The 25,928-nt window shown below is 68.7% G+C and carries 22 protein-coding genes; 16 read left to right on the top strand and 6 right to left on the bottom strand.

Translation table 11 applies throughout. The features are described 5' to 3' along the window. Window positions 1-125 precede the first annotated feature (125 nt). The 12 genes from ACFV2O_RS10630 to ACFV2O_RS10575 all read left to right on the top strand — a co-directional run bounded on the left by ACFV2O_RS10630 (window position 126) and on the right by ACFV2O_RS10575 (window position 12,172). Window positions 126-1,259, top strand: a complete 1,134-nt coding sequence (locus tag ACFV2O_RS10630; RefSeq protein ID WP_379251630.1) for a lactonase family protein — start codon at window positions 126-128, stop codon at window positions 1,257-1,259. 168 nt (window positions 1,260-1,427) lie between these two features. Next, window positions 1,428-3,716 (top strand): nitrate- and nitrite sensing domain-containing protein, encoded by a 2,289-nt coding sequence (locus ACFV2O_RS10625; RefSeq protein WP_379251629.1) that lies wholly within the window; start codon window positions 1,428-1,430, stop codon window positions 3,714-3,716. Between the two features lie 14 nt (window positions 3,717-3,730). After that, window positions 3,731-4,159 carry a roadblock/LC7 domain-containing protein gene (locus ACFV2O_RS10620; RefSeq protein WP_364436961.1) on the top strand — a complete coding sequence of 143 codons (429 nt, stop codon included), beginning with the start codon at window positions 3,731-3,733 and terminating at the stop codon, window positions 4,157-4,159. After that, window positions 4,156-4,536 carry a DUF742 domain-containing protein gene (locus tag ACFV2O_RS10615; RefSeq protein WP_067809767.1) on the top strand — a complete coding sequence of 127 codons (381 nt, stop codon included), beginning with the start codon at window positions 4,156-4,158 and terminating at the stop codon, window positions 4,534-4,536. The genes ACFV2O_RS10620 and ACFV2O_RS10615 overlap by 4 nt, the downstream gene beginning before the upstream one ends. Next, window positions 4,517-5,125, top strand: coding sequence for an ATP/GTP-binding protein (locus ACFV2O_RS10610; RefSeq protein WP_379251628.1), 609 nt, complete (start codon window positions 4,517-4,519; stop codon window positions 5,123-5,125). Before ACFV2O_RS10615 ends, ACFV2O_RS10610 begins: the two co-directional genes overlap by 20 nt. A 129-nt stretch (window positions 5,126-5,254) precedes the next feature. Next, a complete protein-coding gene (locus tag ACFV2O_RS10605; protein WP_379251627.1) occupies window positions 5,255-6,754 on the top strand; it encodes an aldehyde dehydrogenase in 1,500 nt (499 codons plus the stop codon). Window positions 6,755-6,805: 51 nt separating this feature from the next. Continuing rightward, the gene (locus ACFV2O_RS10600; RefSeq protein ID WP_379251626.1) at window positions 6,806-7,564 is read left to right on the top strand and encodes an SDR family NAD(P)-dependent oxidoreductase; all 759 of its coding nucleotides are present in this window, start codon (window positions 6,806-6,808) and stop codon (window positions 7,562-7,564) included. 253 nt (window positions 7,565-7,817) lie between these two features. Then, complete coding sequence (locus tag ACFV2O_RS10595) at window positions 7,818-8,954, top strand: lactonase family protein (RefSeq protein ID WP_379251625.1); 1,137 nt, start codon at window positions 7,818-7,820, stop codon at window positions 8,952-8,954. 57 nt (window positions 8,955-9,011) lie between these two features. Beyond that, a complete protein-coding gene (locus ACFV2O_RS10590; protein ID WP_379251624.1) occupies window positions 9,012-9,905 on the top strand; it encodes an HpcH/HpaI aldolase/citrate lyase family protein in 894 nt (297 codons plus the stop codon). Window positions 9,906-10,016: 111 nt separating this feature from the next. Beyond that, a complete protein-coding gene (locus ACFV2O_RS10585; protein ID WP_364436980.1) occupies window positions 10,017-10,388 on the top strand; it encodes a hypothetical protein in 372 nt (123 codons plus the stop codon). A gap of 68 nt (window positions 10,389-10,456) precedes the next feature. After that, entirely contained in the window at window positions 10,457-10,885 is a 429-nt protein-coding gene (locus ACFV2O_RS10580) for a nuclear transport factor 2 family protein (protein WP_364436983.1), read from the top strand. Between the two features lie 135 nt (window positions 10,886-11,020). Beyond that, entirely contained in the window at window positions 11,021-12,172 is a 1,152-nt protein-coding gene (locus ACFV2O_RS10575; RefSeq protein WP_379251623.1) for a lactonase family protein, read from the top strand. 164 nt (window positions 12,173-12,336) lie between these two features. Here the strand turns inward: ACFV2O_RS10575 and ACFV2O_RS10570 are convergent, their stop codons facing one another. The 6 genes from ACFV2O_RS10570 to ACFV2O_RS10545 all read right to left on the bottom strand — a co-directional run bounded on the left by ACFV2O_RS10570 (window position 12,337) and on the right by ACFV2O_RS10545 (window position 20,451). Beyond that, a complete protein-coding gene (locus ACFV2O_RS10570) occupies window positions 12,337-13,800 on the bottom strand; it encodes an aldehyde dehydrogenase family protein (protein ID WP_379251622.1) in 1,464 nt (487 codons plus the stop codon). A 42-nt stretch (window positions 13,801-13,842) separates the two neighbouring features. Further along, a complete protein-coding gene (locus tag ACFV2O_RS10565) occupies window positions 13,843-14,103 on the bottom strand; it encodes a hypothetical protein (RefSeq protein ID WP_379251621.1) in 261 nt (86 codons plus the stop codon). Between the two features lie 17 nt (window positions 14,104-14,120). After that, window positions 14,121-16,040 (bottom strand): hydantoinase B/oxoprolinase family protein, encoded by a 1,920-nt coding sequence (locus tag ACFV2O_RS10560; protein WP_379251620.1) that lies wholly within the window; start codon window positions 16,038-16,040, stop codon window positions 14,121-14,123. Between the two features lie 9 nt (window positions 16,041-16,049). Next, window positions 16,050-18,116: a hydantoinase/oxoprolinase family protein gene (locus ACFV2O_RS10555; RefSeq protein WP_379251619.1), complete on the bottom strand. Its 2,067-nt coding sequence runs from the start codon at window positions 18,114-18,116 to the stop codon at window positions 16,050-16,052. 131 nt (window positions 18,117-18,247) lie between these two features. Then, window positions 18,248-19,339 carry a LuxR C-terminal-related transcriptional regulator gene (locus ACFV2O_RS10550; protein ID WP_379251618.1) on the bottom strand — a complete coding sequence of 364 codons (1,092 nt, stop codon included), beginning with the start codon at window positions 19,337-19,339 and terminating at the stop codon, window positions 18,248-18,250. A 116-nt stretch (window positions 19,340-19,455) separates the two neighbouring features. Continuing rightward, window positions 19,456-20,451, bottom strand: a complete 996-nt coding sequence (locus ACFV2O_RS10545; RefSeq protein ID WP_379251617.1) for an AraC family transcriptional regulator — start codon at window positions 20,449-20,451, stop codon at window positions 19,456-19,458. 188 nt (window positions 20,452-20,639) lie between these two features. Between ACFV2O_RS10545 and ACFV2O_RS10540 the strand changes: the two genes are divergently transcribed. The 4 genes from ACFV2O_RS10540 to ACFV2O_RS10525 are packed head-to-tail and all read left to right on the top strand — an operon-like array spanning window position 20,640 to window position 25,911. Then, window positions 20,640-20,849 carry a hypothetical protein gene (locus tag ACFV2O_RS10540; protein ID WP_067809743.1) on the top strand — a complete coding sequence of 70 codons (210 nt, stop codon included), beginning with the start codon at window positions 20,640-20,642 and terminating at the stop codon, window positions 20,847-20,849. Window positions 20,850-20,874: 25 nt separating this feature from the next. Further along, window positions 20,875-22,917, top strand: coding sequence for a hydantoinase/oxoprolinase family protein (locus ACFV2O_RS10535; RefSeq protein WP_379251616.1), 2,043 nt, complete (start codon window positions 20,875-20,877; stop codon window positions 22,915-22,917). Window position 22,918: 1 nt separating this feature from the next. Further along, window positions 22,919-24,895 (top strand): hydantoinase B/oxoprolinase family protein, encoded by a 1,977-nt coding sequence (locus tag ACFV2O_RS10530; protein WP_379251615.1) that lies wholly within the window; start codon window positions 22,919-22,921, stop codon window positions 24,893-24,895. Continuing rightward, a complete protein-coding gene (locus ACFV2O_RS10525) occupies window positions 24,895-25,911 on the top strand; it encodes an alcohol dehydrogenase catalytic domain-containing protein (RefSeq protein ID WP_379251614.1) in 1,017 nt (338 codons plus the stop codon). The genes ACFV2O_RS10530 and ACFV2O_RS10525 overlap by 1 nt, the downstream gene beginning before the upstream one ends. The last annotated feature ends 17 nt before the right edge of the window (window positions 25,912-25,928 follow it).

Genomic DNA, 25,928 nt, shown 5'->3' with positions numbered 1-25,928 from the left:
TCAGAGGGCATTTATACTCTGCGTCCAATTCGGTCCGGAAGCTACCCGAGATGTGACACATACTATATTGTGCATGTTCCGAGCGATGTTTGTCCGCTCGAAGTACATGGAGGTACTGCCCGAAGATGTTCGTCGACACTGTCACCCCTTCGCGCCGCGTCGTCCTGGCGCTCTCGGCCGCCCTGGCGCTGAGCTGGCTGCCGACTCTCGCCCACGCGGATCCCGCCTCGGAGATGCCGAGGTACCTCCTCGTCGCAGGCACCGGATCATCGAACATCGGCGTTCTGCGTGTGGCGGCCGACGGTGGTCTGAGCCAGGTCCCGGGGGCGCCGTTCGCCAGTGACACCGGATCGCTCACCCTCGAGATCACCCCCGACGGTCGCCGGGTCTACACCGGACACGTGGTGTCGGGCTCGATCATCGGCTACGACCTGGGGGCCGACGGATCGCTGCGCGAGATCGCGGGCAGTCGTAGGGCGTTCGGTGAACCGGTGATCGGTGTGACGATCACGCCCGACGGCAGGCGGCTGTTCGCCACCATCGGCGGCGTCGCCAACGAGGTGCGCTCCTTCGACATCACCGCCGACGGACTGCTGGTACCCACGGGCGCGCCGCCCACCCGGGTGGAAGGGATGAGCGCGCTGAGCCTGCCGGTCCTGACTCCCGACGCGCGCACGCTGTTCGTCAGCAGTTTCGTCGCGGGCACCGTCGCCGCCTTCTCGATCGGGCCCGATGCCTCGCTGTCCCCGCTGGGTGCCCCGCTGGCCACCGGTGAACGTCCCGCGTTGCCCACCGTCACCCCGGATGGGCGCTTTCTCTACATCAGCAACGAAGGCACCGACAATGTCTCCGGCTATGTGATAGCCCGCGACGGCAGGCTTTCACCCGCGCCCGGTTCGCCGTACCCGACCGGCGGCACCCCGCACGGCACCGCGATCACCGCCGACTCGCGACGCATGTATCTGCCCGCCTCCAGTGGGGGAGAGATCGACGGCTTCGGCATCGGCGCCGACGGCGCGCTGCGTGCGCTGCCCGGCTCGCCCTACCCCGCTCCGGCAGGCACCCTACCCGGCCGTGTTGTGCTCGGGCCGGGGGAACGACAGCTGTATGTGATCGACACCCTCACCATGCAGGGCAGCGCGCGGGTGCACACCTATGACATCGGCGCCGACGGCGGCATCACTGCCACGGGTAGGCCCGCCGCCGACACCGGCGTGATCTTCCACGACGGTCCGTCGGCCTACCTCACCCCCCAGTAACGCACGACCGGGGCGGGCCGCGCCCGCCACCGGATATCCACCCCACCGGCTCTGCGAGCTGCCCTGCACCGAGGAGAACCGCCAGTGCCAACGGCGACACCGGATCCGAGCGCGGACGACCACCGGCCAGAACGCCCCCGTGGTCTGCGTGCGCGCTTCGGTGCCAGTGTGCGGACCCGCGTGCTGGCCATCGCGCTCATCCCGTCCATGGTGCTGTTCGGCACCGGTGTGGTCGCGGTGAGCCTGGTCGCGATCCGCGCTCAGGAGGTCAAGGAGTGGGCGGACTATCGCAGCGGGGTGATCGAGCCGCTGCTGCGGTTCGTCACCGCGGTGCAGTCCGAGCGCCTGGCCAGCCTCACCGCCGTCGACCGGTCTCCCGCGAGCGCGGCCGGGCTGCGCGCCGGACGCGACGACACCGATCGCGCCATCCAGGAGACCACTCGCATCGCCGCCACCGCCAAGAACATGGATGCGGACGCAGGCGCGGAATCTGTGCAGGCGCTGGCGGAACTGATCGGGCAGATCACCACGATTCGGGAGTCGGTGGACAGCGGCCGCGCCGCCACCGGCGACATCGACCGCTACTACAGCGATCTCGTCGCCGCGTTGCTCGGCGCGGGCCGCGACGGCGCCCGGAAAAAGTCCTCGGACATGACCACGATGGACGCCGAACTGAACTCGCTGGCGTTGTTGCAGGTGGCCGAGAGTCATGCCCGTGTGGTCGGCCTGGTGTCCGCCGGATTGGCGCGCGGCATGCGGGCGCCGGCCGAGCGGCGCACTCTCGGAGAGGCGATCGGCGTCTACCGTGACCAGTTGACGGCGGTGGATGCGCTGCTTCCGGCGGGAGTGCGGGCGAGCCTGCGCGCCATGACCACCGGGCCCGACTGGCGGGTGGCCGAAGTCGCGGAGAACGAGATGGCCGAACGCGGCGAGATGTCGACACCGGAGGGGGAGTGGTCCGCCGCGGAGAAGGCGGTCGCGACGCGCATGATGGCTGTGGTCCGCGATCAGTTCCGGGTCACCGTCGATCTGACTGCCGCTGCCGCCGACACCATGCTCTGGCGGCTCGGGATCGCCACCGCGATCATGCTGGTCGTCACCCTCGCCGCGCTGAGTGTCTCGCTGGTCCTGGCCCGGCGCCTGGTCCGCCGGTTGCAGGCCCTGCGTTCCGCCGGGCTGGTCCTGGCCCGGGAGCGGTTGCCCGCGATCATCGCCCGCATCCACGACGGCGAACAGGTCGACGTCGAGGCCGAGACCGCGGTCGCCGACCGGGGTCACGACGAGATCGGTCAACTGGCCGAGGCGTTCTCGTTGGCGCAGCGCACCGCCATGGCCACTGCCGCCGAGGAGGCGCGCACCCGCGACGGCTTCAACAAGGTCTTCCTCGACATCGCCTTCCGCAGCCAGGCCCTGGTGCGTCGTCAGCTCGACATCCTCGATGTCGCCGAGGCCCGCCAGGACGATCCGGAGAATCTCGAACTGCTCTTCCAGCTCGACCACCTGGCCACCCGCGCGCGTCGCAACGCCGAGAACCTGCTCATCCTTGGCGGCCGCAGGCCGGGCAGGCGCTGGCGCAATCCGGTCGCGCTCGAGGACATCGTGCGCAGTGCGGTCTCGGAGACCGAGGGCTATGCCCGGGTCAACGCGGTGCGGCTGCCCGCGGTGAGCGTCACCGGCACGGCTGTGGCCGACGTCATCCATCTGCTGGCTGAACTGGTCGACAACGCCACCGCCTTCTCCCCGCCGGATTCCGCGGTGTCGGTGCACGGCGCCGCCGTCGGCAAGGGCGTGGTCGTCGAGATCGACGATCAGGGTATCGGCATCGATCTCGAGGAACGGGCCCGGTTCAACGCCCTGCTCGAGCAGCCGCCGCAGTTCCACGAGATGGCGCTGGCCGGACACCGGCACCTGGGCCTGTTCGTGGTCAGTCGGCTGGCCGACCGGCACCGGATCACGGTGACACTGCAGGAGTCGGCTTACGGTGGGGTGCGGGCGATCGTGTTGCTGCCGTGGGCGATGCTCGAACGCGGCGACGAGAGCATTACGGCCGCAATGGAACCCGTGGCCGCGCGGCGTCCCGTCCAGCGAGTGCCCGGGGTGTTCGGTGTATCGCGCCCCGACGGCATCGCCGGGGTCGCGCTGCCGGAACCGATCGAATCCGCCCGGGCAGTGGCCGAACTAGCGGAGCCACACGCAGTGCACACCGGTCGCAACGGCCATCGGCCGGTATCGGTGGCCGGTCATCCGATCGCCGCCGACACTCGTCCCGCGCTGCCGCGGCGCGACCGGCTCAGTCACCTCTCACCCGAACTACGCGTCGACGCGGACGAATCCGCGATCGATCAGGTCGCGCCCCCGCCGCCGATCCGTGGCCGGGCGCCCGACGCGGTGCGCTCGGCCATTTCCGCACTGCAACGCGGGACCCGCCGCGCCCGCTCCACCCATCCGCACCAGTGAAGAACGGTCCGCACATGAACGACGACATGATGGTTCGCCACGCGCCCGCGGGGGCCCTCGACTGGCTGCTCACCAACCTGGTGAACAGCACCTCCGGCGCGGAATGCGCGGTGGTGCTGTCCGCGGACGGGCTGGCACTGGCCGGCTCGGACGGGATCGATCGCGAGGACGTCGAGCACTTGGCCGCAATGGCGTCGGCGTTGCACAGCCTGGCGCGCGGGGTGGGCACACGTTTCGCCAAGGGCGGCCTGCATCAGACGGTCATCGAACTCGAACTCGGCTACCTGCTCGTCACCGAGGCCGGTCACGGCGCCTGTCTGGCGTTGCTGGCCGATATCGACGCCGATCTGGGACTGATCGCCTACGAGATGAACGTGATCGTCGGCCAGGTCCGCGACCAGCTGTCCGCCGCCCCGCGAACGTCGAGAACGCCGCTGCTGTGAACGGCGAACCCGAGGAGGAATGGGGCTACGAGGACGATCCCGGCCCCTTGGTCCGTCCCTTCGCGCTCACCCGCGGCCGGGCCGGCCGAGACGTGGCCGATCTCGACATCCTCACGCTCGTCATCTCGGTGGGCTACGAAGGCGAGGTGAACAGCCTCGACCGCGAGTACGCCGAGATCTTCCGGTTGTGCCGCAACCGGCCGTTGTCGATCGCCGAGATCGCGGCCCATATGAATCTGTTGCTGATCACGGTGAAGGTGCTCGTCGGCGATCTCATCTCGGCCGGATATGTGATCTTCCGGTCGCCACCGAAGGCCGACGTCGGCCCCGATCCCGAACTTCTGCAGGCGGTACTGGATGGCATTCGTAGACTCTGACGGCAACGGCGCCGTCGCCCATACTCAAGAACTGGCGGTGAAGGTACTCGTCGCAGGCGGTTTCGGGGTGGGCAAGACCACGCTGGTCGGCGCAATCAGCGAGATCACGCCGCTGCGCACCGAGGAACAGCTCACCGAGCTGAGCACCTCGGTCGACGACCTGCGCGGGATCGAGGGCAAGCGCACCACCACGGTCGCGCTGGACTTCGGCCGCATCACCATCGATCCCCGGGTGATCCTGTACCTGTTCGGCACGCCCGGCCAGGACCGGTTCTGGTTCCTGTGGCCCGAACTCTCCCGCGGTGCGCTGGGCGCGGTGGTCCTCGTCGACACGCGGCGGCTGGCCGACTGTTTCGCCGCCGTGGACTATTTCGAGTCCCGCCGCGTCCCGTTCGTGGTGGCGGTGAACTGCTTCGACGGGGCCGACCGGTACGCGCCTGCGGAGATCGGCGCTGCGTTGTCGTTGCCGCCGCACGTGCCGGTGCTGTTCTGCGACGCCCGCGACCGGCAGTCGTGCAAGGACGTGCTGGTGTGCCTGTTCGAGTACATCGTCGCCGCCCGGCGTGGCAGGCCGAGCCCGGTCGGCTGAGGCGAGAGAAACCGGGCCGTCGCAGCCCACTCATCGGGTCGGGCGGCCTCGCGAAGCTGGCGTGAGAATATTTTATATAGTACACATTGTCGTGGCGTAGCTTGCGTCACAGTGTGAGAGGAACTTTCCATGACGAAGTCGGTCGAGATCGGGGTACTGCCCGCGCACCCGGAGGCGTCCTACATCGGCGGCCGCTGGGTGCCGGTGTCGTCACCGCAGACCTTCGACGTGCTCAACTGCGGTACCGAAGAGATCGTGACCACCGTCGGCGCCGCGAGCACCGACGACGTCGACGCTGCGGTCGCGGCGGCCCGCCGGGCTTTCGACAACGGGCCGTGGCCGCGGCTCTCGCCCGCCGAACGCGCGGGCTACCTGCGTGCGATCGCCGCCGAGCTGACCCGTCGTGGCGACGACTTCGCCCGGTTGTGGTCGATCGAGTCGGGCATCGTCTACTCGCTGGCCAAGACCCGGCTCCCGCTGTTCCTGTCCGGGGCGTTCAACGCCTACGCCGATCTGGCCGAGACCTTCGCCTTCCGTGAGGAGCACACCCCCATGTCCGGCGGGGCGGGTCTGCTGATCCGCGAACCGGTGGGTGTCGTCGCGGCGATCGTGCCGTGGAACGGTCCCGCCGGGCTCATGGCCTACAAGTGCGCGCCCGCCCTGCTCGCCGGGTGCACGGTAGTGCTCAAGCCCCCGCAGGAGGCACCCACCTCGGCCTACTTGTTCGCCGAGATCTGCGACGCGGTCGGGTTGCCACCGGGGGTGCTCAATGTGGTGACCGCCGATCGCCGGGTGTCGGAGTCGCTGGTGCGCAACCCGGGCGTGGACAAGGTGACCTTCACCGGTTCGACGGCAGCCGGACGGACCATCGGCGCGATCTGCGCCGACCGGATGGCCCGCTGCACTCTCGAACTGGGTGGCAAGTCGCCCGCGCTGGTGCTCGACGACTACGACATCGGCACCGCGGCCAAGGTCCTCGCGGGCGGGATCAGCTATCTCGCCGGGCAGGTCTGTCACAGCCTGACCCGCGTCATCGTCAGCGAGCATCGGCACGACGAACTCGCCGAGGCGCTCGGCGCTGCCATGTCCGCGGTGAAGGTCGGCGACCCGTTCGACGAAACCGTGCAGATGGGCCCACTCGCCTCGGCCCGTCAGCGCGAACGCGTGGAGGACTACATCGCCGCCGGAACCGCGGGCGGCGCCCGGCTCGTCACCGGCGGTGGCCGCCCCGCCGGGCTGGACCGCGGCTTCTTCGTCGAGCCCACCGTCTTCGCGAACGTCGACAACTCCTCGGTGATCGCGACCGAGGAGATCTTCGGCCCGGTGCTGGTCGTCGTCCCGGCCGAGAACGAGGACCACGCGGTGGCCCTGGCCGACGACAGCCCCTACGGGCTCAACGCCGCGGTCTTCACCACAGAGGCCGATCGCGCCTACCGCGTGGCCCGGTCCCTGCGCACCGGCACGGTGGGGCACAACGGCCCGCGCACCGACTTCTCCATCGCCTTCGGCGGTTTCAAGATGTCGGGTATCGGCAGGGAGGGCGGCTCCGAGGGCCTGCGGTCGTTCCTGGAGACCAAGACGCTGGTGCTCGACAGCGCGCCCAGCGACACCGCGGGATTCGGTAACTGATTCCCGCACAGAACTTTTCCATCGCCGAGCAAGACAACAGGAGATATATCCATGGCTGGAATCGACGGACGCTCGATCATTGTGACGGGCGGCGCGAGCGGTATCGGTGAGGCGGCCGCGCGCCTCTTCGCCGAGAACGGTGCGAAGGTCACCATCGCCGACGTCGCCACCGAAGCGGGGGAGGCGCTGGCGGAGAAGCTGACGGCCGAAGGCTACGCCGCGCAGTTCGTGACCGTCGACATCACCGACGAGGACCAGGTGAAGGCGATGGTCGATGCCGCGGTGTCGGCGTACGGCCGGCTCGACGGCGCCTTCAACAACGCCGGTGTGCCCAACAACGGCAAGAAACTGGTCGACATCAGCCGCGAGGAATTCGAGCGGGTGTTCCGGATCAATGTCACCGGTGCGTTCCTGTGCATGAAGCACGAGATCCCGGCCATGATCGAGGCCGGTGGCGGTTCGATCGTCAACACCGCTTCGGTCGGTTCGTTCATCTACATTCCGATGGCCGCCGAATACAGCGCCTCCAAGCACGCGCTGGCCGGCCTGACCAAGGCCGCGGCCGCGGAATACGGCGAGGTGGGCATCCGGGTAAACGGCATCGGCCCCTCGACAGCCAAGACCCCGATGTACCTCGAGTACCTGGAGAAGAATCCTTCCTACGCCGACACCGTCGCGGCCACACACGCCCTGCGCCGTGCCAGCGAGCCGGTCGAGCACGCCGAGGCGGCCATGTGGCTGCTGTCGGACGCGGCGTCGTTCGTCACCGGCACGACCATTCCGATCGACGGCGGGTACACGCTGTACTGAGCGAATTCCGAAAAGGCCTTCCCGATTCCGGTCGGGAGGGCCTTTCTGCTGTCCGGATCGGCTCGCGAACAGGGTGCAGCCGAAATTTCTCGACTGTCCAGAATTCTGGACAGGGAAAGTACTGCGAGCTGCCTACCGTCACATCTGGAAATGGCGTCCAGGCATTCACGCCCATTTCCTTTCCTGCGCATACCGCGCGCGTTCTATTCGGCTGGGGGCAGCGGTGCTCGCCGGTCGGTTGGAGGTAGTACAGATGTTCCGGACCACACGTCGTTCACGCCGGGCCGCCGCCGGGCTCGCAGCCGCGTTTCTCCTCGCCTCGGCGGGCTGGCTGAATACGCCCGTCTCGGGCGCCGACGCGGGTGCCAGGTTCTTGGTGATCGGCGGCGCGGGCTCGTCGAACATCAGTGTGCTCGGTCTCGATCGGGCGGGCGCCCTGTCGCGGGTGGCCGGGTCCCCGTTCCCCGCCGGGACCGGCGGCTTGTCGCTGTCGGTCACCTCCGACGGGCGGAAAGTGTATGCGACCAACACGGTTTCGGGCACCGTCGAGGGATACGCGCTCGCCGCGAACGGCACGCTCAGCCCGGTTCCCGGCGCGCACCTCGACCTCGGCGGGCCGGGCGTCGGAGTGCTGCCGTCGCCCGACGGCCGGACGCTGTTCGTCACCACCGGCACCGTGACCAACGAGATCCGCTCCTATCGCATCGCCGCATCGGGCGCCCTGGAACCGACCGGCGCCGCTCCGGCGCGGATTCCGGGAGTGAGCGGACTCAGTATGCCCGCCATCACCCCCGACGGGCGGTTCCTGTTCGCGGTCGGCTGGCTCTCGGCGACGGTGTTCAGTTTCGCGGTCGGCCCGGACGGTGCGTTGACGCTGGTGGATTCGGCAGCCGCGGGTCTCATGTCGACCATTCCCGGCGTCACCCCGGACGGCCGTTTCCTCTACACCAGCAACGAGGCCCAGGGCGACATCTCGGCCTTCGCGATCGGGGCCGACGGCCACCTGAATCCGGTTCCCGGGTCACCGTTCCGCACAGGCCTGATGCCGTTGCCGCACGGCGCGATGTTCACCTCGGACGGCAGGCGGATGTACCTGGCCGAATCCATGGCAGGTGGCATCGCGGGCTTCTCGGTCGCCGGCGACGGCGCGCTGACACCGCTGCCCGGCTCGCCCTACCCGGCGCCGATGGGGGCCATGCCCGGCCGTGTCCTGGTGGACTCGGTGTCGCAGCGGGTCTTCCTCGTCGACGCGCTCACGGTCGCGGGAACGTCTCGCGTGCACACCTATGCGATGGCCGCCGACGGACGGTTGACCTCCGCTGGAGAGTCCGTGGACACGGGCCTTATCTTCTCGGACGGTCCGTCCGCAGGCATCGCTACGCAGGGGTGATACTTCATATATTATATTTTGTCGTACCGACAGGGCTGCTGCCAAGGGAGAACCACGATGAAACCGTACCGTTCGATGCTCTTCGTTCCCGGCCACAAGGCCGCCTGGGCCGACAAGGGGGTCGCCTCCGGCGCCGACGCGCTGATCCTCGATCTCGAGGACTCGGTGCCCGCCGCCGACAAGGCCGAGGCCCGCGGCATCGTCGCCGCCACCATCGATCGCCTCACGGCCGAAGGGGTGCGCCCGGATCTGTGGGTCCGAGCCAACCCGGAGGTCAGCGGGCTGCTCGGCGCCGATCTTGAAGCGATCGTGCGTCCGGGCCTGACCGGCTTGTTCCTGGCCAAGGTGTTCACCGCCGCCGAGATCGTGCGCCTGGACGCGGTGCTCGGGCACATCGAGCAACGCGAGGGCATCGAGGTCGGCACCGTCCGGCTGATCGTGTCCTACGAGACGGCGGTCTCGATGGCGCACTGCGAGGAGATCGCCGCGGCAAGTCCGCGGGTTGCGTCGCTGCTGGGCGCCACCGGGCCGAATGCCGACGTGGGTCGTGAACTCGGCTTCGAGTTCACCCCGGCCGGGCTCGAGACCCTGTATCTGCGCAGCCGGATCGTCCTGGCCGCGCGGTCCAACGGGTTGCACCACCCGTTGGCGGGCGTGTGGCAGGACATCAAGGATCTCGACGGCGCCCGCCGGTTCTGCCTCGACAACCGGCAGCTGGGCTACCGCGGGCTGGTCGCCATCCATCCGTCCCACGTGGCGATCGCCAACGAGGTGTTCTCCCCGTCGCCCGACACCGTCGACTTCTACCGGCGCATGATCGAGGCTTTCCGGACGGCCGAAGCGGCCGGTAGCGCGGCCGTCGACTTCGAGGGCCAGCACATCGATCTCGCGCACGTCAAGACGGCGGAGGGCGTCATCGCCCTGGCCGATGCGCTGGCCGCCCATCGCTGAGCGGGCTCGGGTGGGTGTCCAGAAATCTGGACATCCGCCCGGCGGATATCCGCGCAGCATGGGTGGCGCAGGACGCCTGCATACGTCAGGACAGAAAGGCAACGTTCACCGATGAGCAGCACACCGGACCAGGCCACCAGGGATCTCGCCGAGAACTGGGTCAAGGCCCTCACCGACATCGATCTCTTCATCGAGATCAGCCACGACGACTGCCTCGTCTGGCACAGCGCCGACGACAAGTGGGTCACCGTCCGCGAAGCCGTCGCCGCGGTGTACGAGCGCTCCGGTGACGGTGCGGTGCCGACCTTCGTGCCCGGCGGTATCACCTTCACCGAGCACGGCTTCTTCAACGAGTGCACGACGGAGGTCACCATCGGCGGTCAGGAGATGAAGCTGCACCTGCTGCAGATCGTCGACGTCCGCGACGGCAAGGCCGCCCGGGTGCGGGAGTACATCGGTCCGGAGATGGGCGTCCAGCCCTGATCCCGGCTCTGCCGGTCCATCGCTGTACCGCCCGGGAGCCGGGCACACAACCATCCGAAAGGTTCACCATGAGCGACCTGCTCGCCCTCGTCGAGACGCACTACGAGGGACTGGAGGCCGGCGATCTCGAGCGCGCCGCGAGCCCGTTCACCGACGATGTCGCGGCCGAGTTCCCGTCCGGCCCCATGTCCGGCATCGAAGCGCTGCGCGGCCTCATCGGCGCCTTCATCACAGCATTCCCCGGGATGAAGATCGAGCGCCGCAACATCTGGACCGACGGCGACACCGCCATCGCCGAACTCGTGTTCACCGGTGTCCAGACCGGGCCGCTCGCGACCGCCGAGGGCGAGGTCCCGCCATCGGGCCGCACGGTCACCTTCCCGCTCATCGACACCTTCACCGTGCGCGACGGCAAGGTCGCCGAGCACCGGGTGTACTGGGACAACGTCAGCTTTCTGACCCAGCTGGGCCTGATGCCCGCCCAAGCCGACGCCTGAGCGCCGCGCCGAGACCCGAACCCCTCCGGCCCGTGGCCGGAGGGGTTCGTGCTGTCTGCCGAGTTGCCGGAGGGGCTGCCCGGTGTGCAAATTGCTGGACATCCGCGCAGAGCGGGAAACCATAGCCTCCCAGACATGACCTTTGATTCGACGTCGACAGGTGGTCGGGGAGTGTGGCGCAGGCGGGTTCTGATTCCCGCACTCGCCGCGATCGTGCTGCCCGGCTTCACAGCGACAGCGCCGCCCGCCGCAGCTGACACCGCCGGCTATCACCTCTACGCTCACGGTTTCCTCAGCGCGGGGCTCGCCGGCTACAACGCGGCCGACTCCGGGCAGCCGACTCCCATTGCGGGCCGCCCGATACCCGGCGCACTGAACTGGCCGCAGGCGGCCACCCCAGACGGTCGCTTCCTGTTCGCCGCTCCGGGCAGCGATCCGCGTCTGATCCCGTACGCGATCGGCGCCGACGGTGAGCTCACACCGGGGACGGCGCTGCCGCTGCCGGACGTGCCTGTCGACATCGCCTTGGCCCCGAACGGCAGGGACGGTTACGTATTGGTCGGGCTGCACAACGCGCGGGTCGTCGCCGTGCGAATCGGCGCCGACGGCACGCCGGTCGCGAACGGTGCGCCCGTCCCGTTCGGTGACGCCGCCGACGGCGTCGCCTCGGGCGCCGTCTCTCCGGACGGCCGCCAGCTCTACGTCGCCAGCCTGCTGTTGCGCCAGGTGCTGGTGTTCGACATCGGCGCCGACGGTTCCGTGTCGCCGGTGCGGCAGCGGGTCGGCACCGGCCTGAACCCGATCTTCCCGCGGGTGTCCCCGGACGGCAGGCACGTCTACGTGGTCAACGAGATCAGTGGTTCGGTCTCCGGCTACGCCCGCGCCGAGGACGGTACCCTCACCGAGATCGCCGGGTCGCCGTTCCCCACGGGTCTGCTGCCGCATGTCACCAGCATGACCCCCGACGGCCGGTTCCTGTACGTGCCGAATATGGGTTCGGGACACATCAGTTCGTTCGCGGTACAGCCCGACGGGGTCCTGATTCCCCTGCCCGATGCCGATTTCGCGCCCGGCAAGCCGGGGACGTGCGCCGAGGCCACGGTGCTCTCGCCCAGTGGCACGACGTTGTGGGCGCTCGGCACCGACCCTCTGCGCGGTGGTGAGGAGATCCTGCACCGCTTCCGGATCGGTCCCGACGGCGTCCTCGACCTGGACGAGTCGGTGGACAGCTACACCGGCACCTATGTCGCCGACGGCCGCACGCTGTCGCTGGCCGCTACTCGCTGACCGACGCGCACCGGCCCGCCGGGATCGATCGATCCCGGCGGGCCGGTGGTCGTCCGGTCATCGACGAGACGCGCGGCGGCCTTTCCACGTTCGTCCTGGCTGCCTGCCGATGACACGTCCGCCCCATGCTCGGTGAAGGTCGGCGACTTCGCCGGTCGGCAGGTTCACAGCGGCCACTGCAGGTGCTTGACTTCGAAGAACTCGCGGAAGCCTTCTTCGCCGCCTTCTCTGCCGATGCCGCTGTGGCCGGGACCGCCCCAGGGGGCGTCGGCCCGCATGCCGCCGCCACCGTTGATGGTGACGGTGCCCGACCGCAGTCGCCGGGCGAACTCGATGGCCTCGGGGGTCGGCCCCCAGACATTGGCGTTGAGTGCGTATTTGACGTCGTTGGCGATGCGGACGGCATCATCGAGGTCCGTGTAGGGCATGATCACACCCACCGGTGCGAACAGTTCCTCCTGGGCGATCTCGGCTTCGTTGGGCACACCGGTCACCAGGGTCGCCTCGAGGAAGAATCCGTTGTCGAGGCCCGCAGGCCGGCCACCACCGACCGGTATGTCGGCGCCCGCGTCGCGGGCTCGGGCGAGGAAGCCCTCGACGTCGGCGCGGTGTTCGCCGGTGATGAGCGGCCCCAGGACGGTGTCCGGCGCGAGCGGGTCACCGACGGTGAGGCTGCGCAGGAACGCGCCCGAACGTTCGACATATTCGTCGAAGTCTCTCTGCGGCACCAAGCTTCGCGTCGTCGCGCCGCACGCCTGGCCGCTGTTGCGAGTGAATCGCAACGCCGAGGCGGGAACGGCGCGTTCCAGATCGGTACCGGGCAGCACGATGTTGGGTGACTTGCCGCCGAGTTCGAGGACCACCTTCTTCAACGACGGCGCGGCCAGAGTGAGGATTCTGCTGCCGACGGCGGGGGAGCCGGTGAAGGTGACCATGTCGACTTCACCTGCGGTGACGACCTGTTCGGTGACCGCGGGCGGGCCGAACACGAAATTGACCGCGCCCGCCGGGAATCCGGCTTCCTCGATCAGCTCGACGAACGCGGTGGTGAGCAGCACGGCCTTGGGCGAGGTGACCAGTATTGCCGAACAGCCTGCGGCGAGTGCCGCGCCGAGTTTGTAGGCGCTCATCATGATCGGCACGTTGTAGGCGACGATCGCCGCGACCACGCCCGCGGGTTGGCGCAGCAGCAGGCTGCTGGTGGTGATCGGATCGTGGTCGAGCGGCATCGGCTGTTCGTAGCCGTCGCGTGGTCCGCGAACGGCGGCGTCGGCGAACCAGCGGAAGAATTTGGCGGGCAGGTCGACGTGGAGGGTGGCGCCGCTGCCGACCGGGGTGCCGATCTCGGTGGCGGCGAGCCGGACCAGTGCTTCCCGGTTCGCCTGGAGGAGGTCGGCGAGGCGGTGCAGCAGAGCACCGCGTTCGGCGGGGCGGAGCCGGCTCCATGCCCCGTCGTCGAACGCGCGTCGAGCCGCCGACAGCGCCGCGGCCACCTGGACGGGACCGGTGGCGGGAGTGAGCGCCACCTGGAGACCGGTCGCGGGGTTGATCGTGGCGATCGGGTCGCCGTCGCCGCCGGTCCAGCGACCGTCGATGTAGCTGGACGCCGCACGGATCGGAGTAGTCATGCGCGAATCCTTCGCGGGTAGAGATCGGATGGGGGAGAGCGCTCAGCCGACGCGGGAAGCGGGCCAGTCCCTGGCGGGAGAGCGCCAGGCGGGCCAATGGTCCTCGGGCTCCGGGCGGGTCACCGACACGTGGTGGAAGCACTGCTGGCATTTCACGACCATGCGCGGGCAGAGGAAGTTGGCGACGGGATAGCGGGCCAGCTTCGCCACACCGCAGGCCGGGCACGCGCCGTCCACGGGCACCCGTTCGACGTAGACACGCTCGGTATCGGGGCGGGGGAACAGGAGTCGATCGACTGACATGGGTTCGGTCCTCGTCTTCAGAGTGTCCAGGTGCGGGGAGTGGCGACCGGCACCTGCCAGCGCTCTTCGGCGCGCTCGCTCGCCAGGCGCGCGCGCAGTGCCGTCGTGGCCGCTTCGTCCACTTCGCCGTCGTTGAGCACGACGCCGTAACCGGCGGCGGCGAATTCGGTGCTCACCAGTCCCGCGCGCACGTCGGCCGCGACCCGGTCGGCCTCACGCTCGAGCGGATCGCCCCAGCCGCCGCCACCACCGATGACGAACCGCAGGGCGTCGCCGGCTCGCAGGAGCAGACCGGAGAACTTACCCGTCCGATAGCGCGCGCCCCGCCCGAATTCGCCGTGGTTCGGGTCGGGCCTGCCGTCGGCGTCGAACATGCCGAACAACGGCTCGATGCCGCGCAGATCCAGCGGATCGGCGTGCCGAGCGAGATCGAAATCCTCGATGTACCAACCGAATGCGGGAGCGCCCGCGCCGCCTCCGTTCGAGCCCGGCGCCCCGACGCGGATCCGGTCGGCGGTGACGGTGACCATCGTGTCGGACTCGGCGTAGATCGAATACACCGAGCCCGCGCCACCGCGATACCGACCGGCGCCTGCCGTATCGACCACCATTTCGTGCTGGACGACGACCAGCGGGCTCTCGATCTCGAGATGCTCCTGCACGGAGGTGCGGCAGTTGCCGATCGGGATCACGCAGAACGAGACACCGTCTTCCTTCCAGGTGCCGCCCCAGCCGCCGCCGGCGAGCGCGAACGCGCCCCACGGTGTTCCCTCGCGCCCGGCCCGGGTGTCGATGCCGCCGAGGCTGACGACCACCGCGGTGCCGGTGTCGCAGGCGAAGGCCTCGTCGGTGGCCCGGCTGAGCGCCTGGGTCACCACATTGATGCCGCGTGCGCCGATATCGGCGTGGTTGGAGCAACTCGACGGTGGCAGGACCTGCACCACGCTGCCGGACGGCAGGATCGTCTCGATCGGACGCAAGGTGCCGCTGTTGACCGGCGTGGACGGGTCGACCATCAGCTTGACCGCCTCGATGCAGCGGGTGGCCTCGCACCAGGCGGTGCCGCAGTTGCCCAGCGGCTGACGGCCGGAACCGGAGAAGTCGATCTCCATCGAATCCCCGCGGACCTTCACCGTGACGTGCACGGGGATCGTTTCGCCGCTCACGCCGTCCTCGTCGAGGAAGTCCTCGGCGGTGTAATCGCCGTCCGGAATGCTCGCGATACCGCGGCGCATGCTCGCCTCCGTCGACTCGATGGCATATCGCCCAGCGGCCCGGATCTTGTCCAAACCGCTACGGGCGACGAGTTCCCGCAACTGCCGTTCGCCGACGACCAGGCAGCCGTGTAGTGCGCGCAGATCGCCGAGCACGAGCTGCGGCACCCGGTTGTTCTCCAGGAGGAAGTTGAAGGTCGGACGCACCGGAACGTCGTTGGCGTACAACAATGTCGGCGGCAGCTTGAGCTGTTCCTCGAAGTGCGTCTGCGTGCCGTTGGAGAAGCCGCCGGGGATCGCGCCGCCGAGGTCGACCAGGTGCGAGGTCGAGTGCAGCAGGAACTCCACCCGGCCGTTCACGAACACCGGACGCAGCAGGTTCACGTCGGACTGGTGGATGGTGCCACGCCACGGGTCGTTGACGAAGATGACGTCGCCGGGCTGCATCGTGTCGATGTCCCAGTCGTCCATCACGAAATTCGCGATGTGCGGCGCGGTGAAGGCGTGCTGCATGCAACCCTCCCACAGCGCGACCGTCTCCCAGCCGTCGTCGGTGCGCATGTGGATGGCGCTGGTGCAGTCGAGGATGTCGCGGCAGACCGGCGAGAAGGCGCTGCGCATCAGGGAATCCAGCATCTCGCGGGCGACTTCGATGAGGCCGTAGCGCAGGATGTCGAGCTCGACGTCGACCGCGGGGCCAGGGGTATCGGTGGTGCTGGTCATGGTTGCTCCTCAGGCCTGCGGCTCGATGATGAGATTGGTGTCGTCGTCCACGTGGGCGGCGCGGCCGGGCAGCACCAGGGTGGTCGCGAACTTCTCGGCGATCAGGGCGGGCCCCGGCACCGGGCGATGCGGCGCGAGACGTTCACGGACGTGGATCGGCGCCTCGACGGGTTCGGTGGTGCCCGGCACGGTCAGCCGGGTGGTACGCAGGAAGGACCCGCCCTCGTCCGGTGTGCGGTCGGCGGCGCGGAGTTCGCGCGGGATCACCGCGGTCACCTCGACGGTGGACACGACCACGGGGATCTCGGGGGCCGCGAAACCGTAGGAGTCCTGGTAGAACTCGTGGAATCGAGGGATCAGCTCGCCGACCCGCTCGGGTGTGAGCGCGGCCGCCTCGATCGGCAGCCGGTTGTCCCAGGTCTGGCCCCGGTACATCGCGAACACGGCGCGTTCGAAGCGCAGGCGCGACACATCGATGCCCTGATCCCGCAGATCGGTCCTGATGCTGTCCTGCAACGCCGTGAACGCGGCTTCCACCGCCTCGGCGTGGTCGGGCGCCAGCGGAATCATGATGGATCGCGCGCGCGTCACCATGAGGTCGCTGCGCAGCAGACCGAGAGCGGAGAACTGGCCGGGACTGCGCGGCACGATCACCTTGTCCACGCCGAGGATCTGACCGACCCGGTCGGCGAGCATCGGCCCCGCCGACCCGGACGGTTGCAGAGCGAACTCACGGATATCGAGGCCGCGGTACACCGAGATGCTGCGCACCTTCGCCGCGATGTCCTGGCAGGCGATTTCGTAAGCGGCCGAGGCGAGTTCGAGTGCCGACATGCCCCACTGCTTGCCGGTTGCGCGCAGCGCCTCGACCGCGGCGTCCACGTCGAGCCGGATGGCGCCGTTGGCGAAGAGGTCGGGCGCCAGGATGCCGAGCGCGGCACAGGCGTCGGTCAGTGTGGGCGCCACGCCGCCACGCTGGTAGCAGACCGGGCCGGGATTCGATCCGGCCGAGGCCGGGCCGACGGCGACGGTGCCGAGCGCGCTGGGGCGGATCAAGCTGCCCGCGCCGGAACCGATGCTTTCGACGTCGACCAGCGGCATGGTCAGCGTCAGCCCGGTCTCGAGGGTCCAGGTGTCGGTGAGTGGAGTTCTGCCGCCGCGGATCGCGGCCACGTCGGTGCTGGTGCCGCCCACATCGATGGTGAGCAGGTTCGGCACGCCGCTCTCGTCGGCGAGCTTGACGCTGCCGCTCACCCCGCCGACCGGGCCGGAGACGAGCTGGAACACCGGAGCCCGCCCGGCGTCGGCGAAGGTCGCCACCCCGCCGTTCATCATCATGATCCACAAGGTGCCCCGGTAGTCCTGTTCGGCGAGCCGGGCCATCAAGCGCTGGAGATAACCGACGACGGCCGGACCCACATAGGCGTCCAGGGCCACGGTGGTGGTGCGCTCGTGCTCGCGCGTCACCGGATACAACGCCGAGGTCTGGATATAGGCGCCGGGCAGTTCCTCGGCGACGATCTCGGCGGTACGCTGCTCATGGGCGGGGTCGATGTAGGAATTCATCAGGCAGACCGCCACCGAGCGGGCGCCCTGTGCACCGAGTTCTCTGGCAGCGCGGCGCACGGCGTCCTCGTCGAGGGCGAGTATTTCGCTGCCGTCGTAGCGCAGCCGGCCGGGTACGCCGAAGCGCGACTCGCGCCGCACGATCGGACGTTCCTGGTGGGGCCGCAGCCACGTCGGATCGTAGAAGCGGTCACCGAATTCCCGGTGCATGCGCCCGATGTCGAGCAGATCGCGATGGCCGCCGGTGGCGATCAGCCCGGTGTGCGCGCCCGTCCGGCTCAGCAGCGCGTTGATCCCAACGGTGTGTCCGTGCACGATCTCGGCGACCTCGGGCACGGCGACATCGATCGCCGCCAGCGACCGGAGGACGCCGATCTCCTGTTCCGTGGTGGACAGGACCTTGCCGTCGCGGACCTCGCCGGTGGCTTGGTTCAGCCCGATGATGTCGGTGAACGTGCCACCGACGTCGATGCCGACGATCCAGTCGGCCTTCCGTTCACTCTGTGTCATACCGCGCCTCCGGGCCCGTGTGCAGCGGCGATGGTGCCGCTCTATGTCGCAGGTCACTTTTCCGCTCGGCGGGCGCGAGGACATCCACCGCGGGTGAGAGATTCGTACGACCTTCGGCCGGTCCGATCGGATCAGGCGCGGATCGTCGTCGGGTCCGCGTTGCGCAACCAGATCGAAACGGCTTCGGCGCGATTGGCGGCGCCGAGTTTGCGCAGCACGCGGGTGATGTGGGTTTTGACGGTGCCCTCGGAGATGGTGAGCTTGCGGGCGATGCGCGCGTTGGAGTCGCCCGCGGCGAGCAGCCGGACGATCTGCACTTCACGGCGGGTGAGAATCGCGTCGTCGTATCGGCTCGCCGCGATCGATGCGGTGACAGTCGGTCGCGGTGCGGACCAGCGGCCCAACCCGTCGAGCTGAGCGCGCATCGCCGAGACGCCCTCGAGCACGGACACTTTCGCCAGCTGCTGGCTCAACCCCTGAGCGAAGGCGGACAGAAGCAGCTGATCGACCTCGTCGAGCGCCCGCTGCTGGTGGTAGCAATCGCCGTGCACGAGGCCGACCACGGCGCCGTCGACCACGAGGGGTGCGATCCCATAGGAGGAGGATTTGGTGATCGCCGCCAACGGGCGGTTGACCCGGGGGTTGTCCTGCACCTCGTGCACCAGCACGGCGCGCGCGTCGACCACCGTGTCATTTTCGACCAAGCCGTTGTCGAGGATCGGTGGGTTCTCCCGTCCGACCGCGACGATGTCGGCCGCCCACTGGGGATCGCGGACGACGAACATCGTGTGCAGACGCCACGCCCCGTCGACGGTGGAGACCAACGCCCGATCGAAACCGAGACTGCACGCCGCTTCCGGGACCCGGGTCAGCAGCGAGTCCACGGCGGTCTCGCCACTCACCTCGGCGAGTGCCGCGTGCACCCTGCTCAGCCGCCGCGTCCGGTTCGCGAGCTGGATCTGCGCCTGCATGGATTCCGCCGCCCTGATCCGGTCGAGCACACCGATCAATGCGGCCAGCCGGGTGGGAGAGGGCGCGCCCGCGTCCGCTTCGCGCAAGGCGTGGGAGGTGACCATGTCCCAGAGTTCGCCCAGGTTCCATTCGTCGGTGGCGGCTCGATGTTCGGCCGGATCGCGATCGACCACGGCGTGTGCCTGCGCGGCGATCTCGGCGATGGTGGCGTTCAGCTCAGCGACACTGCGCTGTCTCGATGAACTGGACATGCGCGACTCCTGTATCCGCTGTCTTCGACACGATCTGGTGGGCCACGAGCCGAGGGCCGGACCACCGATGGATTCCCAACTGTCGCCGGGAGCCGTGCGGGCCGGTCGACACTGCCTCATGGTGCGGAGGTGACATCGCCGCCAGCGCGACCGGCGGTCTCCGAGGGCAGTTCGCCGAACCGTTCGCGGTACTGATGCGCGAAGCGGCCGAGGTGGAAGAAGCCCCATTTCATCGCCGTATCACTCACCGAAGTGGCTCGGCCGGAGGCCAATTCGGCACGTACCCGGTCGAGTCGCACCGAGCGGACGTAGGCGCTCGGTGACATGCCCACAGCGTCGCGGAAGCCTAGCTGCAGCGCCCGGGCGGTGACTCCTGCGCGGGCGGCGAGTTCGGCGGTCGAGACGTCGGCGTCGGGGTTGGCGTGGATATAGGCGACGGCGTCCCGTACCCGAGCGTGGCCGATGTCCGGTGACGAGCCGGTCAGCCTCGGGGTGAGCTGGCTCGGCGCGGTGAGCAGGATCTGTGTCATCAGTGTCGACTCGAGTTCGCGGCAGGCCAGCGGCATCGTCGACACCCCGCCTTCGCGGGCCAATTCGTCGTAGACGAATCGGGTCGAGGCCAAAAGGGCACGGCCGGTGGGGGAGTCGATGGGGAAGGTGAGGTCGAACAGGACCGGTTCGGTCTCCCGGTGGCCGAGCAGCCTGGCCGCGTGACGTTCGAAGGCACCTCGGCGCAGATTGATGTGATAGTGCGCCGCGTCGGCGCTCCAGCGGATCGATACCGGAGCGTCGTGGACGAACGCCACTCCGGCCTCACCCGCGCCGAACGAGCGGCGCGTGCCGTGCTGCGCCACCGTGCTCTGTCCCGCGACGGCCAGATTCACGTGATAGCACGTCTGCATCGCCGGGCCGTCGATGCGCGCGGCGGTGCCGTAGGCCATTCGGCCGACGGTCAGGCTCTCCGACCGCACCGTCTCCAGGGTGAAGTCGACGCCGCCACGCTCGTCGAGGGCGAGTTCGTGGTGGGCGAAGGTGGCGGCCACGTGGTCGTGGGCCGCGGCCGGATCTTCCGTGCGAAAGGCGCTCACGCACGCCGCGGGTGCTGACGGCAACGGCAGACCCTCCTTCCAGGCGTGAGGGGTGTCACATAGTCAATATAATATATCGTCCACCGACGACATGACGGTTCGTTCGAAGGACAACGCGCCTTCGTCAGGCGGATTGTGACCCAGATCTCTCGATCCTACGGTCGTCCTCACGGCGCTCGCCGAACAAAACCATTGCCGTAGGAGGACCCGTCATGCCCGACGCACCGACACCGCTCGAGGTGACCCGCGAACCCCGCGACGGCACCTGCCCACGATGCGGCGCCGCCGAACTGCGCGCGTATCCCGTGGTCGCCGAGCGGGGCTGGGTGCGGGTGGTCAAGTGCCAGCACTGCCTGCATTCCGTGACGCGGGAGCCCTGGCACCGCCTCGGTCCCATCCAGCTGCTCGCCGACTTCGTCTGAGCACCGAACCACGACAGGAGACACCATGATCGCAGTCGATGTGGGCGGCACGTTCACCGACGTCGTCGCCTGGCGCGACGGGCGGATCCACACCGCCAAGATCTCCACCGATTACGCCGAGGTCGCGGGGCCCGTATTGCGTGGCGCCGAGATCCTCGGCGTAGCGGACGCGGCGGTGTTCAACCACGCCAGCACGCACGGTCTCAACGCCGTGATCACCCGCCAGCTGCCCAAGATCGGCTTCCTGACCACCGAGGGGCACCGCGACATCCTCGACATGGGCCGTGTCTGGCGTCCGGCCGAGGCCATCCTCGACCCGCACTGGCGGCGCAGCTTCGGTGACGCGTCCAGGCCGCTGGTGCAGCGCTACCTGCGGCGCGGCATCCGCGAACGGATCACCGCCGACGGCGCGGTGCTCTTCGGGCTCGACGAGGATCAGGCCAGGACCGAGCTCGAGGTGCTGCGCCGGTGCGAGGTCGCCGGTGTCGCGATCTGCTTGCTCAACGCCTATGTCGAGCCCGCGCACGAGCTGCGGCTGCGCGAGCTGGTCGGCGAGGTGCTCGGCGACGTGCCGTGCTCCATCTCGAGCGAGGTGTCCCCGCTGGCGAAGGAATACGCGCGTGCCTCCACCACCGTGATCGACACGCTGATGAAGATCATCTACACCGACTACACGGCGAGCCTCGAGAAAGGGCTGAGCGAACTGGGTTTCGCCGGTCAGCTCAACTTCGCCGATTGCGCTGCGACCCTGGTGCCGTCGGCGCAGGCGATGGAGCAGCCGTTTCGGATCGTGTTCTCCGGTCCCGCCGCCGGAACCGTCGCCTGCGCCCACTTCGGCGCGCTGATCGACGAGAACGACCTGCTGTGTGCCGACGTAGGCGGCACGTCCTGTGACATCAGCGTGGTCAGCGCCGGGGAACCCTTCGTCGACACCACCTTCGAACTCGAGCACGACCTCGTGGTCAACGCCCTCGCCAACGACATCTCCAGCATCGGCGCGGGCGGCGGCAGCATCGTGTCCCTCGGTGCCGCCGGAGAAATCCAGGTCGGGCCCGACAGCGCCAAGGCGCAGCCAGGCCCGGCGTGTTACGGCCGCGGTGGCACCCAACCGACGACGACCGACACCTGCCTGCTGATCGGGATCCTGGGCACCGGCGACTTCGCCGGTGGGGAACTGCGACTCGACGCCGACGCGGCACGGCGGGCGTTCGAGTCTCTCGACACCGAACTCGACCTGGCCCATCGGGTGCGCTACGCCTACGAGATGGCGGTGAACAACATGGCCGAAGGCGTGTTCAACGTCGCCATCAAGAACGGCGTCGATCCCCGCGACTACAGCCTGGTCGCCTTCGGCGCCGCGGGCCCGATGCTGCTGCCGGCGGTCCTCGATACGGTGCAGTGCAAGCAGGTCATCGTGCCACCGAACCCGGGCCTGTTCTCCGCCGTCGGCCTGCTGTCCACCGACCAGGTGTTCACGGTCGACCGCAGTGCGTATCTCATGCTCACCAGTGAGGCCGCTCCCGCGATCGATGCGTTGTTCGCCGATATGGAGGAAAGGCTGCGGGCGCGGACCGGCGGCGGATCGGTGCGGATGCTGCGCAGCATGGACGCGCACCTGGCCGGACAGAGCTGGGAGACCCCGTTCGTGCCCGTGCCGAGCGGCACGATCGACGAAGCGGCGGTGGCCACCATGGTGTCCGCTTTCCACGACACCTACGAAGCACGCTCGGGCAACCGGTTCGAGACCATGCCTGTCGAGGGTGTGACGTTCCGGGTGCGCGCCGTGCTCGACACCCCGAAGGTCGAGTACGCCGAACTCGCGGCCCGTTCCGCCGCGGACGGGCCGCTCACTCCGATCCGCACGGTGACGCTGCGCTATCTAGGTGACCTGGACGCGGATGGCGTCGGCGCCCAGCAGGCCCACGTCTACGACCGCGTGAGCTTGCGAGCCGGTGACGTGCTCGACGGCCCGGCGGTGGTCGAGGAAGAACTGTCCACCACCCATGTCGGCGCGGGGCAGCAGGCCACCGTCGGCCGGTACGGCGAAATCGTGATCCAGAGGAAGTGACATGTCCAGTCCCCCCATCCCCGCCGCCGCCCCTCGGCTCCGAGACCTCTCCGCGGCGCAGTTCCACGATCGATACGGGTGCGACCGGTTCAGCGCGACCGTGATCACCAACCGGCTGCGCTACGCGGTCGAGCACATGTCCACCGGTTTCATGCGCGAGGCGTTCTCGCCCATCATCCGCGACTGGTACGACTTCGCCTGCACTATCAGCGGTCCCGCCGGCAAAGGCTATCCGATGGCCGTGGTCAGCAACAGCCTGGTCGTCTTCCTCGGCACCATGGGCGACGCCGTCCGAAACGCCGTGGAGGAGTACGGGTCCGAGAACCTGCGTCCCGGTGACGTGCTGATCTGCAACGACCCCTATCGCGGTGGCAGGCATGTCAACGATGTGGCGTTCACCCGTCCGGTGTTCGTCGACGGTGAGATCGTTTCCTTCGTCACCATGTGCGCGCATCAGCTCGACATGGGCGGCACAGTGCCCGGTGGTTTCTCGGCAACCAAGAGCAACGTCTTCGAGAACGGGCTGGTGATCCCGCCCATGTTGCTGTGGTCGCAGGACGAACCGGTGCGCTCCACCTTCAGCCTGATCTTCGACAACACCCGGTGGGGCGGCATGTTGCTGCCCGACCTTAAGAGCATCTTCCAGCAGTTGAAGCTGGGGGAGCGACTGGTACTGGAGAACATCGATCGGTACGGCCTCGCGGCGTACCTCGGCACGCTCGACTATGCCTGTGACACCTCCGCCGAACGGATGCGCGATGCGATCGCGCTGATACCCGACGGCGACTACGAGGGTTCGGCGCTGATCGACGCCGACGGTCTCGACGACACGATCGACTACACCGTGCGGGTGCTCGTGCGCAAACGCGGCGAGAACATGGAGATCGACCTGTCCGGCACCTCGCCCCAGGCGCGGACCTGCATCAACTGTGGTGTGCTCGACGCCAAAACCGCTGTGGGAGTGGCCCTCACGATGCTGCTGGATCCGAAGGTGCCGTTCACCTCGGGCACCTGGCGCAACGTCGACATCGCGGTGCCGCCGGGCACCATCGTCTCCTCTCTGCCGCCGGACGGCGGGATCATGATGTTCTGGGAGGCTTCCGGCGCCGTCGCGTCGGCGATCTTCGACGCGCTCAATCCCGTACTGGGCCGGTACGGCGTGGGTGGCGACTACGGCTCGACCAATACGCACAACGCGTCGGGACTGCGGGCCGACGGCACCGCGTGGACCTCGGCCACCCAATGCGGCGGCGAGCACGGCCCCTGGGGCGCCACTCACGTCGGCGACGGCGACAGCTACACGGTTCTGTTCACGCTCAACAACCTCGATCCCGCGACCGAGACGATCGAACGCGATTCGCCCGTGGTGCTGTTGCGCAAGGAACACGCCATCGACACCGGCGGTGCGGGAACGTTCCGCGGCGGCGCGGCCAATCTCAAGGACGCGCTGTGGCTCACCGCCGGAGCGCACTACCTGTCGCCGTTCCGCACCAAACAGCCGTCCGGTGTGGGCGCGAACGGCGGACAGGCCGGGCCAACCGGAGCGATGTGGCTGTTCCCGCCACGTGACGACAGCGCGACCCCGGGAATTCTGGGCACCGGCACGCAGGTCTACGCCGACAGCGTTCCCGTCGCCGGCGTGCTCGATCCCGAGACCAAGGCGCTGGACCCGATCGACGGCCGGTACCACTACTTCGCCGCCGAACAGGTGTGGGCCACCGAGCCGAACACCATCCTGCGTTGCCTCACCAATGGCGGTGGGGGCTGGGGCGATCCGTTGCGTCGTGATCCCGAGCGGGTGCTCGCCGACGTTCGCAACGAGTACGTGAGCATCGCGGGCGCAGAGCGCGACTACGGCGTGGTCGTTCATGGCGACCCGCGTCTGGCTCCCGAGGGACTGCGCATCGATCGCGAGGCGACGGCGCGTCTGCGCGACGCCCGTCGGTCCGATCGCCCGCAAGAGACAGGAGATAACTGATGAAGGGGATCGTGTTCCCGGGAGACGGGACGACGGTGTTGAAGGACTTCCCCGAGCCCGAACCGGGATCCGGAGAGGTCGTGGTGAAGGTCCGCGCCTCGGGGATGTGTGGCTCGGATCTGCACTTCTACCACGGCGCTTTCGATTTCGACCACTCGGTGATCCAGGGTCACGAACCGTGTGGCGAGGTGTACGCGCTCGGCGACGGCGTCGACCCGGCCCGGTTCGCCGTCGGCGACCGCGTGATGATCCACCACTACTTCGGCTGCGGCACCTGCCGCCGCTGTCGCGCGGGCTGGCCGCAGATGTGTGAGACCGCGCCGGGTAAGACCATGGCGGTTCATGTCGACGGTGGCCACGCGCCGTTCGCCCTGGTGCCGGCAGCGGCGCTGCTGCCGATGCCGGAGGGACTGTCGTTCGAGGCAGGTGCAGCCATCGGGTGCGGCACCGGGACGGCGTGGGGCGCGATCAAGCGGCTCGGCGGTGTCTCGGATACGACCACGGTGGTGATCGGACAGGGCCCCGTGGGGCTTTCGGCGACGATGTTCGCGGCATCGATGGGCGCGCGGGTGATCGCGGTCGATGTCGATGACCGCAGGCTGGCCGAGAGTCGCCGGTTCGGTGCCGATCTGGTGGTGAACTCTCGCGAGCGGGACATCGCGGCGGCGGTCGCCGAGTACACCGGTGGGCGGATGGCCGATGTCGTCATGGAGACCTCGGGGCGCGCCGGTGACGACGCGCTCGCTGTACTCGGCACCTTCGGCCGGGCCGTGTTCATCGGCCTGCCCGGTCACGTCCAGTTCACGACCCAGGCGGTCTACAAGAAGCAATGGACGCTGATGACGTCCTGGACCATGTCTTCGATCGAGCAGGCGCGATGCGCAGATTACGTTGTCGCGCACAACCTTCCGGTCGATGACTTGTACTCGCACACCTGGACCATCGAGCAGGCCGACGAGGCCTACCGATGGTTCGACAAGCAGGACGCGGGCAAGGGCGTCTTCCTGTTCGGCTGACCGCCGCGCCTTTGTTG

The organism is Nocardia sp. NPDC059691, assembly GCF_042733915.1.
In the GTDB taxonomy this organism is placed as follows: Bacteria; Actinomycetota; Actinomycetes; order Mycobacteriales; family Mycobacteriaceae; genus Nocardia; species Nocardia sichangensis.
The sequence above is the reverse complement of the archived record's forward strand: the minus strand, read 5'-3'. Positions and strand labels throughout refer to the sequence as shown.

Coding starts and splice junctions, on each gene's coding strand:
- ACFV2O_RS10630 (WP_379251630.1), top strand. CDS start 126: ATGTTCGTCGACACTGTCACCCCTTCGCGCCGCGTCGTCCTGGCGCTC.
- ACFV2O_RS10620 (WP_364436961.1), top strand. CDS start 3,731: ATGAACGACGACATGATGGTTCGCCACGCGCCCGCGGGGGCCCTCGAC.
- ACFV2O_RS10610 (WP_379251628.1), top strand. CDS start 4,517: ATGGCATTCGTAGACTCTGACGGCAACGGCGCCGTCGCCCATACTCAA.
- ACFV2O_RS10605 (WP_379251627.1), top strand. CDS start 5,255: ATGACGAAGTCGGTCGAGATCGGGGTACTGCCCGCGCACCCGGAGGCG.
- ACFV2O_RS10600 (WP_379251626.1), top strand. CDS start 6,806: ATGGCTGGAATCGACGGACGCTCGATCATTGTGACGGGCGGCGCGAGC.
- ACFV2O_RS10595 (WP_379251625.1), top strand. CDS start 7,818: ATGTTCCGGACCACACGTCGTTCACGCCGGGCCGCCGCCGGGCTCGCA.
- ACFV2O_RS10590 (WP_379251624.1), top strand. CDS start 9,012: ATGAAACCGTACCGTTCGATGCTCTTCGTTCCCGGCCACAAGGCCGCC.
- ACFV2O_RS10585 (WP_364436980.1), top strand. CDS start 10,017: ATGAGCAGCACACCGGACCAGGCCACCAGGGATCTCGCCGAGAACTGG.
- ACFV2O_RS10580 (WP_364436983.1), top strand. CDS start 10,457: ATGAGCGACCTGCTCGCCCTCGTCGAGACGCACTACGAGGGACTGGAG.
- ACFV2O_RS10575 (WP_379251623.1), top strand. CDS start 11,021: ATGACCTTTGATTCGACGTCGACAGGTGGTCGGGGAGTGTGGCGCAGG.
- ACFV2O_RS10570 (WP_379251622.1), bottom strand. CDS start 13,800: ATGACTACTCCGATCCGTGCGGCGTCCAGCTACATCGACGGTCGCTGG.
- ACFV2O_RS10565 (WP_379251621.1), bottom strand. CDS start 14,103: ATGTCAGTCGATCGACTCCTGTTCCCCCGCCCCGATACCGAGCGTGTC.
- ACFV2O_RS10560 (WP_379251620.1), bottom strand. CDS start 16,040: ATGACCAGCACCACCGATACCCCTGGCCCCGCGGTCGACGTCGAGCTC.
- ACFV2O_RS10555 (WP_379251619.1), bottom strand. CDS start 18,116: ATGACACAGAGTGAACGGAAGGCCGACTGGATCGTCGGCATCGACGTC.
- ACFV2O_RS10550 (WP_379251618.1), bottom strand. CDS start 19,339: ATGTCCAGTTCATCGAGACAGCGCAGTGTCGCTGAGCTGAACGCCACC.
- ACFV2O_RS10540 (WP_067809743.1), top strand. CDS start 20,640: ATGCCCGACGCACCGACACCGCTCGAGGTGACCCGCGAACCCCGCGAC.
- ACFV2O_RS10535 (WP_379251616.1), top strand. CDS start 20,875: ATGATCGCAGTCGATGTGGGCGGCACGTTCACCGACGTCGTCGCCTGG.
- ACFV2O_RS10530 (WP_379251615.1), top strand. CDS start 22,919: ATGTCCAGTCCCCCCATCCCCGCCGCCGCCCCTCGGCTCCGAGACCTC.
- ACFV2O_RS10525 (WP_379251614.1), top strand. CDS start 24,895: ATGAAGGGGATCGTGTTCCCGGGAGACGGGACGACGGTGTTGAAGGAC.